At 64.7% G+C, this 15,862-nt stretch carries 14 protein-coding genes; 2 read left to right on the top strand and 12 right to left on the bottom strand.

Going from position 1 to position 15,862, the window contains the following annotated elements:
* The first annotated feature begins 55 nt into the window (after window positions 1–55).
* Both FGK64_RS10675 and FGK64_RS10670 read left to right on the top strand, forming a co-directional pair.
* Window positions 56–1,189, top strand: coding sequence for a polysaccharide biosynthesis/export family protein (locus tag FGK64_RS10675; protein WP_138863773.1), 1,134 nt, complete (start codon window positions 56–58; stop codon window positions 1,187–1,189).
* Window position 1,190: 1 nt separating this feature from the next.
* On the top strand, window positions 1,191–3,176 hold the full coding sequence (locus tag FGK64_RS10670; protein WP_138863772.1) for a capsular polysaccharide biosynthesis protein: 1,986 nt from the start codon (window positions 1,191–1,193) through the stop codon (window positions 3,174–3,176).
* A 3-nt stretch (window positions 3,177–3,179) separates the two neighbouring features.
* Here FGK64_RS10670 and ribD read toward each other — a convergent pair whose 3' ends face one another.
* The 12 genes from ribD to FGK64_RS10610 all read right to left on the bottom strand — a co-directional run bounded on the left by ribD (window position 3,180) and on the right by FGK64_RS10610 (window position 15,756).
* Complete coding sequence (gene ribD / locus FGK64_RS10665) at window positions 3,180–4,280, bottom strand: bifunctional diaminohydroxyphosphoribosylaminopyrimidine deaminase/5-amino-6-(5-phosphoribosylamino)uracil reductase RibD (protein ID WP_281280402.1); 1,101 nt, start codon at window positions 4,278–4,280, stop codon at window positions 3,180–3,182.
* A complete protein-coding gene (gene nrdR / locus FGK64_RS10660) occupies window positions 4,277–4,744 on the bottom strand; it encodes a transcriptional regulator NrdR (RefSeq protein WP_138863771.1) in 468 nt (155 codons plus the stop codon). The genes ribD and nrdR overlap by 4 nt, the downstream gene beginning before the upstream one ends.
* 140 nt (window positions 4,745–4,884) lie before the next feature.
* A complete protein-coding gene (locus FGK64_RS10655; RefSeq protein WP_138863770.1) occupies window positions 4,885–5,325 on the bottom strand; it encodes a secondary thiamine-phosphate synthase enzyme YjbQ in 441 nt (146 codons plus the stop codon).
* A gap of 6 nt (window positions 5,326–5,331) precedes the next feature.
* The gene (locus FGK64_RS10650; protein ID WP_138863769.1) at window positions 5,332–5,736 is read right to left on the bottom strand and encodes a hypothetical protein; all 405 of its coding nucleotides are present in this window, start codon (window positions 5,734–5,736) and stop codon (window positions 5,332–5,334) included.
* 20 nt (window positions 5,737–5,756) lie between these two features.
* Window positions 5,757–6,167 carry a hypothetical protein gene (locus FGK64_RS10645; RefSeq protein WP_138863768.1) on the bottom strand — a complete coding sequence of 137 codons (411 nt, stop codon included), beginning with the start codon at window positions 6,165–6,167 and terminating at the stop codon, window positions 5,757–5,759.
* Window positions 6,168–6,288: 121 nt separating this feature from the next.
* A complete protein-coding gene (gene rpoD, locus FGK64_RS10640) occupies window positions 6,289–8,277 on the bottom strand; it encodes an RNA polymerase sigma factor RpoD (protein WP_138863767.1) in 1,989 nt (662 codons plus the stop codon).
* 113 nt (window positions 8,278–8,390) lie between these two features.
* Window positions 8,391–10,346, bottom strand: coding sequence for a DNA primase (dnaG, locus tag FGK64_RS10635; RefSeq protein ID WP_138863766.1), 1,956 nt, complete (start codon window positions 10,344–10,346; stop codon window positions 8,391–8,393).
* A 53-nt stretch (window positions 10,347–10,399) separates the two neighbouring features.
* On the bottom strand, window positions 10,400–10,696 hold the full coding sequence (locus FGK64_RS10630) for a hypothetical protein (RefSeq protein WP_138863765.1): 297 nt from the start codon (window positions 10,694–10,696) through the stop codon (window positions 10,400–10,402).
* A gap of 35 nt (window positions 10,697–10,731) precedes the next feature.
* Window positions 10,732–11,262: a sarcosine oxidase subunit gamma gene (locus FGK64_RS10625; protein ID WP_138863764.1), complete on the bottom strand. Its 531-nt coding sequence runs from the start codon at window positions 11,260–11,262 to the stop codon at window positions 10,732–10,734.
* A complete protein-coding gene (locus FGK64_RS10620; RefSeq protein WP_138863763.1) occupies window positions 11,255–14,200 on the bottom strand; it encodes a sarcosine oxidase subunit alpha family protein in 2,946 nt (981 codons plus the stop codon). Before FGK64_RS10620 ends, FGK64_RS10625 begins: the two co-directional genes overlap by 8 nt.
* Complete coding sequence (locus FGK64_RS10615; RefSeq protein WP_138863762.1) at window positions 14,197–14,460, bottom strand: sarcosine oxidase subunit delta; 264 nt, start codon at window positions 14,458–14,460, stop codon at window positions 14,197–14,199. The genes FGK64_RS10620 and FGK64_RS10615 overlap by 4 nt, the downstream gene beginning before the upstream one ends.
* Window positions 14,461–14,502: 42 nt before the next feature.
* Window positions 14,503–15,756, bottom strand: coding sequence for a sarcosine oxidase subunit beta family protein (locus FGK64_RS10610; protein ID WP_138863761.1), 1,254 nt, complete (start codon window positions 15,754–15,756; stop codon window positions 14,503–14,505).
* Window positions 15,757–15,862: the final 106 nt, after the last annotated feature.

Below are 15,862 nucleotides of genomic sequence, written 5' to 3'. Positions count from 1 at the left end.
GCTAGATTCACCGGAAAAAGACGGCAGAACAATAACGGGTCGAGGAGACCGAGCAGTGAAACCCCTTACCAGCCGATGGGCCAGCCCCGTCGCGGCTTTGGCGATTCTGGGCATTGTGGCGGGTTGCGGCCTGCCGCAGCTGGGCCCGAACAAGCGGCAAATCTTCTCGGGGTCGGTACAGCGCGAAGGCGATGCATTCGTGGTTGCCGTCAACGACCGCGTGACCCGCGCCACCGCCGTGGTGCCCGCGCTTGGTTTTTCCTCGGGCTTCGTGAACGCGGCCCAGCTGACATCCGACACCATCCGCCCCGGCGACGTGCTGGGGCTGACCATCTGGGAAAACGTGCAAGACGGGCTGCTGGCCGGGCAGACCGGCAATTCCACCGTTCTGGAAGAGGTGCAGGTCGACAGCGCCGGGTTCATCTTTGTGCCCTACGCAGGCCGTGTGCGCGCCGCCGGGAACACGCCAAACCAGCTGCGCGAGCTCATCACCTCGCGCCTGGACGATCAGACCCCCGACCCGCAGGTCGAGGTGCGCCGTGTCGCCGGGGACGGCTCGACCGTGTCGCTGGTGGGTGCGGTCGGCGGTCAGGGCGTCTATCCGATCGAGCGGCCGACGCGCACGCTCTCGGCGATGCTGGCCAAGGCGGGCGGCGTGACGATCGAACCCGAGATCGCCCAGATCACCGTGATCCGGGGCGGCCATCGCGGCAAGGTCTGGTTCCAGGACCTTTACGACAACCCGGCGCTGGACATCGCCCTGCGCGCGGGCGACCGCATTCTGGTCGAGGAAGACACACGCTCGTTCACCGCCCTTGGCGCGATGAGCCAGCAGGCCCGCGTGCCATTTGAATCGCAGAACCTCTCGGCGCTGGAGGCCATCGCGCAAGTCGGCGGGCTGGTCGCCACCAGTTCCGACCCGACCGGCGTGTTCGTCTTCCGCAACGAACCGGCCGAGATCGCCAATCAGGTTCTGGGCCGAACCGATCTGCAAGGCGCGCAGCGGCTGATTTATGTGCTGAACCTGAAAGAGCCCAACGGGCTGTTCCTGGCCCGCGACTTCGTGATCCGCGACGATGACACGCTCTACGTGACCGAGGCCCCCTATGCCCAGTGGACCAAGACGATTTCACTGGTTCTGGGCGCGATCACGCCGGTGGCGGATGTGCAAACCCTGACAGGCGGCTAGTATGATCCCCGCCGGGGCAGACGGCCCGCGCCAGCGGGTCCTTGTCTACAACGGCGGGTTCGTGATGCAGCGGCGGCTGCGCCGCATCCTGCACCTTGCCGGGTACGACGTGCGGCTGGGCCGGCCGGGTGATGGCGATGCCGTGGCGATCTGGGGCAACAGCCCGACCGCCCACCGGGGCCGTGCCGTTGCCGAACGCATAGGCGCGCCCCTGCTCCGGGTCGAGGATGCGTTTCTGCGCTCGTTGCATCCGGGCCGCACGGGCGAGCCGCCGATGGGCCTGTGCCTTGACCGGTCCGGCGTGCATTTCGACCCGGCCACGCCCAGCGATCTGGAAACCCTGCTGGCGACTGCGCCGCTGGACGATACCGCCCTGCTGAACCGCGCCCGCGACGCCATCGCCCGGATGCGCGAGGGGCATCTGAGCAAATACAGCGCTACCGATCCCACCGCGACGCCGCCCGAACCCGGCTATGTGCTGGTGGTCGATCAGACGCGCGACGATGCCTCGGTCCGCGCCAGCGGCGGCAATGACGCGCTGTTCCGCGAAATGCTGGTGTTTGCGCAGGAAGAACACCCCGGCGCCCGCATCGTCATCAAGACCCACCCGGAAACGCGGAACGGGTATCGGCCCGGCTATTTCTCCGAGGCCGATACCAACCGCCGTATCTCGCTGGACGAATCCAACATCAGCCCCTGGACCCTGCTGGAAGGCGCAGTGGGCGTTTACACCGTATCGTCTCATCTGGGGTTCGAAGCGATCCTGGCCGGGCATCGCCCGCGTGTGTTTGGCCAGCCGTTCTATGTCGGTTGGGGCCGCACGCAGGATGAAACCCCGGTGCCGCGCCGCGAAAGACAATTGACCACCGCCCAGCTGTTCGCCGCCGCGATGATCCTCTACCCCACGTGGTACGACCCATTCACCGATACATTGTGCGAAATCGAAACTGTTCTGGACAATCTTGACGCGCAGGTGCGCGCCTGGCGGCAGGACAGGCATGGCTGGGTCGCGCACGGCATCCGCCTGTGGAAACGCCCGCATATGCAACGGTTCTTTGGCCGCGAAAAACGGGTAATCTTTCGTGACTCGCCCGTGCAGGGCCGTGCCCGCTTGGCTTGGTCCAGCGCACGCCAGGCGAGCGAGCCGGGCGTGACGCGGGTCGAGGACGGGTTCCTGCGCTCGCGCGGGCTGGGCGCGCAACTTGTGCCGCCGTTGTCGCTGGTGGCCGACAGCGCGGGCATCTATTACGATCCGTCGCGCCCCAGCGATCTAGAACATTGGATCGCCCGGCGTGCCAGCCTGACTGGCGCGCAACTGATGCGCGCCGAGCGGTTGATCGCAACACTGACCAAGGGCCGCCTGACCAAGTACAATCTTGGCGGCACCCTGCCCGATCTTCCCGACAAGCACCTTGTGCTGGTGCCGGGACAGGTGGAAAACGATGCCTCGGTCCTGACCGGCGCAAGCGACATTTGTACGAACGCCGACCTGCTGCGCGCCGTACGTGCGGCGCGGCCTGCGGCTGTGATTGTTTACAAACCGCACCCTGACGTCGAAGCCGGGCTGCGCCCCGGTGCAATCGACGCGCGCGATCTGGCCGATGTGGTCGCCGACAACGCCGACCCAGTTGCGCTGATCGAGGCCTGCGACGAGCTGTTCACACTTACCTCGCTGATGGGATTTGAAGCGCTGTTGCGCAAAATCCCTGTCACCACGCTGGGCGCACCGTTTTATGCCGGCTGGGGGCTGACGCGCGACTTGGGACAACCGCCTACGCGGCGCGTGGCACGGCCAACACTCGCCGGGCTGGTTCATGCGACGCTGATCGATTACCCGCGCTACCTTGACCCGGTGACAGGCCAGCCCTGCCCGGTCGAAGTGGCGGTGGCGCGACTTGCGGCTGGGCACACGCACCAGCCGCCAATGCTGCGTGGGCTGTCAAAGCTACAGGGAATGCTCGCCACTTGGGCGCACCTGTGGCGCTAGGCCTCAGGCCAGACGCCGCCGCCAGCGGTGCACCACATCGCCGCCCAGATCACGCACCTCGACCAGATCGAACCGCGCGGCCTCGGACAGGTTGGCCAGCCCCATGGCCCCGATGGCGGGCAGGCCCTCGGCCCCGATCACCAGCCCGGCGCTGAAGCCCACCAGCTCGTCCACCAGATCAGCCGCCAGAAGCGAGGCCGCCAGCGCACTGCCGCCTTCGCAGAACACCCGGGTCAGACCGGCCTGCCCCAAGTGAAACAACACATCGGCCGGATCCAGCTGCGCCCCCGAGAGACCACAGGAAAACATCCGCGCGCCAAGGCCTTGCCACGTCTCGCGCCGTTTCGCATCCACATCAGCCCCGTGGCACAGCCAGACGGGCACGTCTTTCGCCGTGCGCGCCAGCGTGCCGATCAGCGGCAATTCCAACCGGCGCGACACGACCACGCGCACCGGCTGCCGGGACACGCCCATGTCGCGCACTGTCAGCGACGGGTCGTCGGCCCGCGCGGTGCCTGCCCCCACCATCACCGCATCGTGGCGCATGCGCATCCCGTGCACAAAGCGCCGCGCTTCGGGCCCGGTGATCCACTGGCTTTGTCCCGTAGCGGTGGCGATACGGCCGTCAAAGCTGCTGGCCAGTTTCAGGGTGACGAAGGGCCGCCCCACTTCGCAGCGTTGCAGAAAGCCAGCATGATCGCGCGCGGCCTGATCGGCCAGAACGCCGGTTTTCACCGTCACCCCGGCCTCGCGCAGGCGGGCAAATCCCTGCCCGGACACGCGGGTATCGCTGTCTTCGATCGGGGCCACAACGCGGGCGATACCGGCCGAAATCAGCGCGTCAGCGCAGGGCGGAGTCTTGCCGTGATGGGCGCAAGGCTCCAGCGTGACATAGGCCGTAGCGCCACGCGCCAATGCCCCGGCCTGCGCCAGTGCTTCGGTTTCCGCGTGGGGCCGACCGCCCGGCTGGGTCCAGCCGCGCCCGACTATCCGGCCATCCTTAACGATCACGCAGCCCACGGCCGGGTTGGGCCAGCATTGGCCCATCCCGCGGCGCCCCAGCGACAGCGCAAGGGCCATGAACCGTGTGTCTTGCGCGCTCACTCTTCCGTCGGGCTGGGCGGGCGCAGCTCGTGCACGAAATCTTCGAAATCGTCAGCAGCCTGGAAGTTCTTGTAAACGCTGGCAAAGCGCACGTAGGCAACCGTGTCGATCCGGGCCAGCGCCTCCATCACGATCTCGCCAATCTTGTGGCTGGGGATATCGGTTTCGCCCATGCTTTCCAGCCGGCGCACGATGCCCGAGATCATCTGGTCGATGCGTTCCGGTTCAATCGGGCGTTTCTGCATCGAAATGCGGATCGAGCGCTCCAGCTTGTCCCGGTCGAAATCCTCGCGCTTGCCACTGGATTTGATCACGACCAGATCGCGCAGCTGCACGCGTTCATAGGTGGTGAATCGCCCGCCACAGGCCGGACAGAACCGGCGCCGACGAATCGACACGTGATCCTCGGCCGGGCGACTGTCTTTGACCTGAGTGTCGATGTTTCCGCAAAACGGACAGCGCATGGCGATCCCCCTTGAATTATCCCGCTCGTGGGGGTTCGCCCCCCTTTATCCACAGCGACTATAGGACGGCGCAAAACGCTTGTGTAGTGCCTTTTGGTCGCCACTACATGCGGTGGGGAAAAAGCCACGCTTTTGGTCGCTCAGCCAGACAGATGCAGGAAAACCCGGCGGCGGTGCGGGTGATCGCGATGTTCGAACAGGTAAATGCCCTGCCACGTGCCCAGAACCATCCGCCCCTGCGCGACGGGAATCGAAAGAGACACCGGCAGGACGGCGGCCTTGATATGGGCAGGCATGTCATCCGGGCCTTCCGCGCGATGACGGAGATACCCCAGCGAAGGGTCGTCGGCAGACGGCACGAACCGTTTCAGCCACGCCAGCAGATCACGCTGCACGTCAGGATCCGCATTTTCCTGTATCAGCAGCGAACAGGACGTGTGACGCACGAATACGGTCAACAGACCCCCGCGCCCTTGGCCCGGCTGCGAAGACAACCATCGCGTAACATGATCGGTGAACTCGTACAGGCCGGGGCCACGGGTGGCGATTTCCAGCTCGGTCTGGTCAGACTCAATACGCATGGGCACTCAGAATTCGTGCACCTTGCGATCAAGGCAGTAGTTCCGCGCAAAGGTCACGCCCAAATTGTCGCCCACGCGGCGCATATCCATGAACAGTTGCAGACCCTGAGGCGCCGTTGCAGGAGCAGTCAGCGAAAACTGGACGCCAGACTTGCGGTTGCTGGTTTCCGGTGTGCCGCGCCCACGGGTGATGTACACGCGATCCGTGCCTTGGGCACCAAGGACAACCATTGCGTAATCGCCTGCCGCGCACCAGTAGTCCGAGCCGCCTGAACCCGGGTCACCTATGACTTCGAAATCACCGTTTGGCAGCGGGTTCACATCCAGCCGATTGTCGGCGGTCCAGGCCGATGCTGCGACGGGCGCACAGGCCAACCCCACGGCGGCGACTTTAAGGAAAGCGTTGAACATGCTGGCCTCTCTTGAATTTATTACGGACGATAGGGAAACCCGTCCTCTGGATCATTCCCAAAGCAGTATTGCTGCGCAGCTGCGGCGCGGAGGTTATCCCCGACTGCGCGCACCGACAGTGTCAGCTTAGGATCAGTATCCGCACCCGGTGGTGGGGTTAATGAAAACTGCACCGCCTTACGCCCGGGCCGTGTGACGCTGGGGCCGATCGCGCGCCAGATATAAACCCGCTGCGCCGCCGCAGCGCCAACGCCGCGATAGGCGAAATCGCCCGCGCCGCACCAGTAGTCGGCCGCGCCCGACCCAACTTCGGACACCACTTCGAACACGCCATCCGATAGCGGATAGACATCATGGCTATTGAACGCGCGCCACGCCGAGGCTGATGACGGCACGGACGCAAGCGCGGCAAGCAAAAGGATATGTTTCATCTGATGAGCCTTTCCTGAACTGGCCCGTCCCTCAATGAAACCTATCGCGATGCCGCGCAAAGACAATATGACATGGATCACATAGCCGCTAGCAGCGGGGCCAAGGGCCCCGCCAATGCGCTTACTGATCGAGGAAGCTGCGCAGTTTGCGGCTTCGGCTGGGGTGCTTCAGCTTGCGGAGCGCCTTCGCCTCGATCTGGCGAATCCGCTCGCGTGTCACGCTGAACTGCTGGCCGACCTCTTCCAGCGTGTGGTCGGTGTTCATGCCGATGCCAAACCGCATCCGAAGAACCCGTTCTTCGCGTGGGGTGAGGCTGGCCAGAACGCGGGTCGTGGTTTCCTTCAGGTTTTCCTGAATCGCGGAATCCAGCGGCAGGACTGCGTTCTTGTCCTCGATGAAATCGCCAAGCTGGCTGTCTTCCTCGTCGCCGATCGGCGTTTCCAGCGAAATCGGTTCCTTGGCGATCTTCATCACCTTGCGAACCTTCTCCAGCGGCATTTGCAGCTTTTCGGCCAGTTCTTCCGGCGTCGGTTCGCGGCCGATCTCGTGCAGCATCTGGCGCCCGGTGCGGACCAGCTTGTTGATCGTCTCGATCATGTGAACCGGAATACGGATGGTGCGCGCCTGATCGGCGATCGAGCGGGTGATCGCCTGACGAATCCACCATGTGGCGTAGGTGCTGAACTTATACCCGCGACGGTATTCGAACTTGTCCACCGCCTTCATCAGGCCGATGTTGCCTTCCTGAATAAGATCAAGGAATTGCAAGCCGCGGTTGGTGTACTTCTTGGCGATGGAGATCACCAGACGCAGGTTCGCCTCGACCATTTCCTTCTTGGCCTGGCGGGCCTCTTTCTCGCCCTTCTGAACCTGCTGCACGATGCGGCGGAATTCGCTGATATCAAGGCCGACGTATTGACCGACCTGCGCCATGTCCGCGCGCAGCTCCTCGACCTTGTCAGTCGAGCGTTCGATGAACATCTGCCAGCCCCGACCGGGTTTGTCGGCCATATCCGAAAGCCAGTTCGGGTCGAGTTCACGCCCGCGGTATTCATCGACGAATTCACGACGGTTGATGCGCGCCTGGTCGGCCAGTTTGACCATCGAGCTGTCAATCGACATCACGCGGCGGTTGATGCCGTACAGCTGGTCGATCAGCGCCTCGATCCGGTTGTTGTGCAGGTGAAGCCCGTTCACCAGTTCAACGATTTCCGAGCGCAGCGACTGGTAGGTGCTTTCGTCCTGATCCGAAAACGACCCGTCTTCGTTCAGCGTGGCCGAGATACGGCTGTCCTGCATTTCGGACAGCTGCGCATAGTTGTTGGCGATAACCTCGAGCGTGGTCAGCACCTGATCCTTCAGCGCGGCCTCCATCGCGGCAAGCGACATATTGGCCTGATCGTCCTCGTCCTCGTCGTCGTCGCGGGCAATCGGGTTGCCGTCGGCGTCCAACTCGGGGGAATCCTCGGTCTTTTCCTTCGCCGTCTCCGAGGTGGAAGCCCCGGCAACCAGCGGCTCTTCCACGTCGCCGTCTTCACCCATCTGGTTGCCAAAGGTGGTTTCCAGATCGATCACGTCGCGCAGCAGAATGTCTTCTGACAGAAGTTCGTCGCGCCAGATGGTGATCGCCTGAAAGGTCAGCGGGCTTTCGCACAGCCCGGCGATCATCGTGTTGCGACCGGCTTCGATCCGCTTGGCGATGGCAATCTCGCCCTCGCGGCTCAGCAGTTCGACGCTGCCCATCTCGCGCAGGTACATGCGCACCGGGTCATCGGTACGGTCAAGTTTTTCCTGGGTGCCAGAGCCTAGCGTGATCTCGCGCGCGTCGTTCTGCGCGACCACATCGGTCGAGCCCTTTTGCTCTTCCTCTTCGGCTTCTTCGTCCTCGATGATGTTGATGCCCATTTCGGACAGCATCGACATCACATCCTCGATCTGCTCGGAACTGACCTGATCGGGCGGCAGCACCTGGTTCAGCTGATCGTAGGTGATATAGCCTTTTTCACGCGCCTCGCCGATCATCTTCTTGACGGCGGCCTGGCTCATATCGAGCGAGATTTCGGCGTCCTGATCTTCGGTCTTTGAGTCGTCGTTGTCTTTGGCGGCCATTCAATGCTCCTGACGGTACGGGCGATTCGCTGGTGATCCGAATCAATAGCGTGATTCGTCGATTCGGCCACCCGTTTACCCAGATTTCTTTCGTTTTTCCTTACGAAAACAGCTTAGTGTTGCCGTTTGGAGTGCCCGATTCGGTCCAGCAGCGCATTCAGGGCGTTGCGTTCGTCACGATTGATTCGGGCGCCGTTCTCGGCTGTGTCGTATTCGGCCCTGTCCTCATGCTCGGATCGCATCGCGGTGTTTCGGGCCTGTGCCGCCTGGCTTAGCCGCCAGGTCAGCGCCTCATCCTCGCCATGGGCCAGATCCTCGACCGCCTCGGCGATTTCGGCCGACCAGCCGCGTTGCGCGTCAAGTTTGGCCAGTTCCTCGGCCAGTGTCATGCCCGCGACCTCTTCGTCGCCGGGCTGTCGTACCGCCGGGTTGATCGCCACATGGCGAAGCGCAAACAGGTTTTCAAGAGCGTGCGGCCCGATTTCCGCGACAATCTCGCCCCGCATATCGCAAGTTTCGTCGTGATAGCGGCGCAGGATGATGTCGCGGATCGCGCGGTGATCCGGGTCGGTGCAATCCATCATTTCCAGCCCGCGTTCAAACCGTTCAGCGACGCGCGGCGTGCCGATCAGCGCGGCCAGGATCACGGCAATGCGGTTCCGGGTTTCCACCCCGTCACCCGCCGCCACCAGCATCGAGGCGCGCGTGGTCAGCCGCGCCGTTGCGGGCGGTTTGGCAAACCCGCCACGCGGGCGAAAGCCGCTACCGCCCTGCCCGCCCCGGCGCGGGTTGAACAACTCCTGCCGCAACGCCTTGATCTCCTCGCCGTAGTGCAGGCGGATCGAGGGGTCGCGGATCGTCTTGATCTTTTCGCGCAGCGCCTTGTCGAGCGCGGCCTTGCGCTCGGGGCTGTCATACTCGCGGCCCTCGGTTTCGCGCTGCCACAGCAGGCGGACCATCGGCATCGCGGTGTCCAGCACCTCCTGCACTGCACCCGGCCCCTTGGCGCGGATCAGGTCGTCGGGGTCCTGGCCCTCGGGCATGATGGCGAATCTCAGCGATTGCCCGGCTTCCAGCAGCGGCAGCGACAGGTCAATCAGCCGCCGCGCGGCGTTCAGCCCCGCCTTGTCGCCATCCAGCGCGATGATCGGTTCGGGCGCCATGCGCCACATCATCTGCAACTGGCCCTCGGTCACGGCGGTGCCCAGCGGCGCGACGGCGGCGGTGAACCCGGCCTCGGCCAGGGCGATCACGTCCATGTAACCCTCGGCCACGATCAGCGGCTGGCCCTTGCCCGCAGCCTCGCGCGCGGGACCGTGGTTGAACAGGCTCTGCCCTTTGTCGAACAGCAGGGTTTCGGGCGAATTCAGATACTTGGCGTTGTCGTTCGGGTCCATCGCGCGGCCCCCGAAGGCAATGCAGCGCCCGCGCGCATCGCGGATCGGAAACATGATCCGGTTGCGGAACACGTCATAGGGCCGCTTGCCCTTGGTCGAGGCGCGCGCCAGACCCGCGTCGATGATCCGGTCCTCGGGCACGCCCTTGCCGGTCAGGTGGTCGAACAGCCCCTGCCAGCCATCGGGCGCGAACCCGATTTCCCAGCGGTCCAGCGCCTTGTCGCTTAGCCCACGGCGGGCCAGGTACTCGCGCGCGTCCTGCCCGTTGCCGGTGCTGAGGTTGCGGCGGAAGAAGCGCACCGCGTCCTCCATCACCTCGGCCAGTTCGCTGCGGCGGTCGGCCTTCTGCTGGGCGCGCGGATCGCGGGCGGGCATTTCCATGCCAACCTCGCGGGCCAGGATCTCGACCGCTTCCATGAAGCCGACGTTCTCGGTCTCGCGGATGAAGGTCAGCACGTCGCCCTTGGCGTGACAGCCGAAGCAGTAATAGAACCCCTTGCGGTCATCGACATGGAACGAGGCCGATTTTTCCTGGTGGAACGGGCACGGCGCCCACATGTCGCCCTTGCCCTGATTCGATTTCCGGCTGTCCCACATGACTTTGCGGCCCGCCACCTGCGAGAGGCTGGCACGGTTGCGCAGTTCGTCAAGGAAACCGGGTGGGAGGCTCATTCCAGATCATACCACGGGCGCGGCGGGGTGTAAGACCCCGCCGCGCCATCGGGTCAATTGGCCAGGCACACCTCGTTCCAAGCCTCAGACAGGTCGTTGTTGCGCACCACGCGCATCTTCTTTTCGTAAACCCAGGGCGCGATCAGCGGGATCGCTGCGTTATAGCTTTCAGGCCAAGTGGGCGATGTTTTCGCAATGGCGGCAGGGACATCACGTTCCTTCACGCGGTCCAGCCGCGCCTTCTGGATCGCCGCAACCACCTGCGCCTGATACAGGCAGCTTTCGGCCTTGCTGACCTCGGCCTGGACGGGGGCGGCAAGAAGGATGGCGGCGATGGCAAGGCGGATCATGTAGGCTACTCCGGAATCATGGGTCAGCGCACAGTTTAACCGCGTGCGCCGACAGCTTCCATTGCCAAGGTGAAATCGTGAACGAGCGTTTTCGCCATGGACCGGAACACCATCACGCGGAACCGATCCTGTGCCAGCCGCGTGATCGACCCCATCATATGCGCAATCTCGGTGCGTGCGGTGGCGCCCACGGCAAACTGCGACAGGCGGAAATCCACCGGCGCAAGGCGGGCCAGCACGTCTTCGGCCCTTGGACCTGTCAGTTCCACGACCGTCCAGGCATCGCTTTGATCAGTCAGCGCGGCTTTGCCCGACAGGTCGGTCGTGATCTCGCCAAGCGCGAGATAAGTGCCCATGCCGAACCAGACCAGCTCGACCCCACCGGCCTTGGCCGACTGCCCCGGTACGGGCAGCGTGACGCCCAGCGACTCGGCCACGGCTGTTTCCTGCCCGCGCAGCGGCGCGATGGATGTCAGGCGCTGCGGCGCAGGTTCGACAAGGCGCAGACCGGCGATTTCAGGCGGCAGCAGGCCGTCACAGGGGGATTTGGCAACCAGATCAACCACGTACGCGCCCTCCTTCCGGGTCGAAGACCACCGGGTGGGTGACTTCGCAAATCGCTTCCACATCGCGCAGGTGATCGACCATGCGCACCTTTTCCCCGATCCGCGCGATGCCGTTCTTCAGGAACCCCATGCCCAGCATGGTCCCCAGCGTCGGCGAATAGCAGACCGAGGTGACATAGCCCTGATCGTTCTCGCGCGTGGCTTCGGCCTCGGGCTCGAACAGGTGGGCGCCTGCGGTCAGCTGTTTGACTTCGCCCACGGGGCGCAGGCCAACCAGCTGTTCGCGCGACGGCCCCGACAGGCCTGGCCGTTCCGACATCGTCTTGCCGATACAATCCTTTTTCTGCGACACCATCCCGCCCATGCCCAGATCGTCGGCCGTGATACGGCCGTGAATCTCGGCGTGGGTGATGAAGCCCTTTTCGATGCGCAGCACGTTCAGCGCCTCCATCCCGTAAGCACCACCGCCCAGCGCCTTGGCCTGGTCCACCAGCGCCCGGAACAGGCTGTCGCCATAGCGCGCGGGCACCGCCAGTTCATAGGCGTGTTCGCCCGAGAACGAGATGCGGAACAGCCGCCCCTGCACGCCCGAGACCGTCACTGGACCGCAGGCCATGAAGGGCCAGTCGCCCTCGGCCAGCGGATCGTCCAGCAGATCATCCAGCAGCGCGCGCGACTTCGGACCGGCGATGGCGAACTGTGCCCATTGCTCGGTGACCGACATCAGCGTCACGTCCATGTCGGGTAGCAGCGCCTGTCGGGCGAATTCAAGGTGGCGCATCACCTCGCCCGCGGCGGCGGTGGTGGTGGTCATCACATAGTGGGTTTCGCCCAGCCGCGCGGTGGTGCCGTCATCCATGACGAAGCCGTCTTCGCGCAGCATCAGACCATAGCGCACGCGCCCCACCTTCAGCGTCGAGAAGGTGTTGGTATAGACGAAATCAAGGAAGGCGCCCGCATCCTTGCCTTGGATATCGATCTTGCCCAGGGTCGAGACATCGCAGACACCGACTGTGTTGCGCACCATCCCGACCTCGCGGTCGCAGGATTGCCGCCATGTGGTTTCCCCCGGCGCGGGGAAGTAGCTGGGGCGATACCACAACCCGGCCTCAATCATCGGGGCGCTCGCCTCGACGCTGGCCTTATGGCTGGTGGTAAATCGTTGCGGCGCAAAGCCTTTGCCCTGACCGGGTCCGCCCAGCGCGGCAATGCTGACCGGTGAAAACGGCGGGCGGAAGGTGGTCGTACCGGTTTCGGGAATGCCGCGCCCGGTGACATCGGCCAGAACCGCCAGCGCCGCGACGTTGGAATTCTTGCCCTGATCGGTCGCCATGCCCTGTGTGGTGTAGCGTTTCATATGCTCGACCGAGCGGAAGTTTTCCGTGGCGGCCTGTTTCACGTCCTTCACGGTCACGTCGTTCTGGAAATCGAGCCAGGCGCGCCCTTTCCCCGGAACCGCCCACAGCGGCGTGATCCGGTACGGCGCATCCTCGGCCCGCGGCAGATCGCCCGCCGTGGCGGTGATGCCGATGGCGCCCAGCGCGTCGATCGCCGCGCGCTGCCCGTCGCGCAGACAGGCCAGCGTGGAAAACACGCCATTGCAGGCCCCCGCCGGGTGCAACCCCGGAACAGCGCCCTGCGCGGGCACAAAGCTTTGGATATCTTCGTTCCAGACGGGCCGTCCGTTCATGTGGCAGGTCAGGTGCACCGTGGGGTTCCAGCCGCCCGCCATGGCAAGGCAATCGGCCTGCACGCTGTCTTCGCCACTGACCGAGCGATAGGTCACGCGATCCACCCGCAGGCGCCCGCCGCTGTCGCAGACCTTGGCACCCTTGACATAGCGCAGTCCGCGCAGCTCGGCCGGCAGGTCGGGCGCGTCATGGCGGCTGTCGATCAGCGCGGACACATGCACCCCGGCGGCCACCAGATCGCGCGCGGTGCGCAGCCCGTCGTCGTTGTTGGAAAACACGGCAACCCGTTTGCCCGGCGCCACGCCCCAGCGGTTCAGATAGGAGCGCACGGCACCCGCGGTCATGATGCCGGGGCGGTCGTTGTTGCGAAACGCGATGGGCCGTTCGATGGACCCGGCCGCCAGCACCGCCTGCCGCGCCACGATGCGCCAGTAGCATTCGACCGGCGCGCCCGCGCGACGGGTCGCGGTGTGATGTTCCAGCCGCTCCAGCGCGCCATAGGTGCCCTGGTCATAGGCGCCAAAGACGTTGGTGCGCGGCATCAGGCGCACGTTGTCCATCTCGGCCAGCTCTTCGAGGATGTCGCGCGCCCAGTCGTGGGCGGGCTGGCCGTCGATCTGGTCGGTTTCCGCCAGCAGACGGCCGCCCATGCGGAAATCCTCGTCCGCGAGGATCACGTCGGCACCCGCGCGTGCCGCCGTCAGCGCGGCCATAAGGCCCGTTGGCCCGGCCCCGATCACCAGCAGGTCGCAGAAAGCGAACGCCCGGTCATAGCGGTCGGTGTTGTTGGCCCCCGACAGCGCGCCCAGCCCGGCGGCGCGGCGGATCACCGGCTCATACAGCTTTTCCCAGAAGGCGCGCGGATACATGAAGGTCTTGTAGTAGAACCCCGCCCCAAGGAAGGGCGACGCCAGATCGTTCACCGCCATCACGTCGAAATTCAGCGAGGGCCAGCGATTCTGGCTGCGCGCCTCAAGCCCGTCGTGGATTTCCTGGACCGTGGCGCGCACATTGGGCGATTGCCGCCCGCCCCGCCCCACGGTGACCAGCGCGTTGGGTTCCTCGCTGCCCGAGGTCAAGATGCCGCGCGGGCGGTGATACTTGAACGACCGCCCCACAAGGTGCTGCCCGTTGGCCAGCAGGGCCGAGGCCAGCGTATCACCCCGGTAGCCCTGGAACATGCGCCCGTCAAAGCTGAACTGCACCGCGTCGGTGCGGTCGATCAGCCCCTTGCCCGCGATCCTCATGCGCCGCCTCCTGTCGCAAGCCGCGTCTCGATCACCTCATGCGTCAGCGTGTTGCGGGTGACGACGACCCAGGCGTTGCAGCCCATTTCGTGATACCACAGGTCGCGTGTCACCCCGGCCGGGTTGTCGCGCAGATGCACGTAATCGTCCCAGGCCGCTTCCCCCGCGTCGGGGTCGGGCCGGTGTTCGGCGACGGCGTCGCCTTTATAGTAGAACTCGCGACGGTCGCGTTCGCCACAGATCGGGCAGGTCAGTCTCATGTCGTTGCTTTCCGTTTCATCGGTGTCACCGCCAAACTGCCGCTAGTGCAGGTTGTGCTGGGAACCGGTCCCTTCTTCATCCATCAGCCCGTTGCCGGTGCGGAACCGGTCCAGCCGGAACCTCTCGGCCGCCGGGTGGGGCCTGTCGGTGGCCACCAGATGCGCGAAACAATTGCCCGAGGCCGGCACCGCCTTGAACCCGCCGTAACACCAGCCGCAATCGATATAGAGCCCGTCGATATCAGTCTTGTCGATGATGGGGGACCCATCGGGCGTCATGTCCATGATCCCGCCCCATGAGCGCAACACGCGCGCCTTGCCGATCATCGGCATCAGCGTCATCCCCGCCTCCATCACATGTTCGACCAGAGGCAGGTTCCCGCGCTGCGCGTAAGAGGCGTACATGTCTAGGTCACCGCCAAACACCAGCCCGCCCTTGTCGGACTGGCTGATATAGAAATGCCCCATGCCAAAGCTGATGACATGGTCGATCACCGGCTTCAGCCCCTCGGTCACGAAGGCCTGGAGGACGTGGCTCTCGATCGGCAGGCGCATCCCCGCCATCGCCGCCACCTGACCGGATCGGCCCGCCACCACGATGGCAACCTTCTTGGCCCGGATCCCCCCGCGCGAAGTTTGCACCCCGGTGACGCGCCCACCCTCACGGTCGATCCCCGTCACTTCGCAATTCTGGATGATGTCCACGCCCCGGTCCGACGCCCCGCGCGCATAGCCCCAGGCCACGGCATCGTGGCGCGCCGTGCCCCCGCGCGGATGATACAGCCCGCCATAGATCGGAAAGCGCACATTGTCGAAATCGAGGTACGGCAGATGTTTGCGCACGCCCTCGCGCGACAGCAGGATCGCGTCGTCGCCCTGGTTGATCATCGCATTGCCACGCCGTGCAAAAGCATCGCGCTGCCCGTCGGAGTGGAACAGGTTGATCAGCCCGCGCTGGCTGTGCATCACGTTATAGTTCAGATCTTCTTCCAGCCCTTCCCACAGCTTCAGCGAATGGGAATAGAATTCGCTGTTGCCGGGCAGGAAGTAATTGGCGCGCACGATGGTGGTGTTTCGACCCACGTTGCCGCCGCCGATATAGCCCTTTTCCAGCACGGCGATGTTCTTCAACCCATGCTCGCGCGCCAGATAATAGGCGGTCGACAGACCGTGCCCGCCGCCGCCGATGATGACGATATCGTATTCCGCCTTTGGTTCCGGATCGCGCCAGTGCGGCCCCCAGCCCTTGTTGCCAGTCAGCCCTTCCTTCAGAACCCGGAGCCCGGAAAACCGCATCTTCTTACATACTCCCGAAACGCGCGTGGCCCCGTTCGCGACGGGGCCGTTGCCTGCGCCGGGATAGAACCAGATCGCCCCAGTACTAGCAATGGGAGCCGCCGCG

Origin of the sequence: Arenibacterium halophilum (genome assembly GCF_005938225.1) — a bacterium.
GTDB classification, from domain to species: domain Bacteria; phylum Pseudomonadota; class Alphaproteobacteria; order Rhodobacterales; family Rhodobacteraceae; genus Arenibacterium; species Arenibacterium halophilum.
The sequence above is the reverse complement of the archived record's forward strand: the minus strand, read 5'-3'. Positions and strand labels throughout refer to the sequence as shown.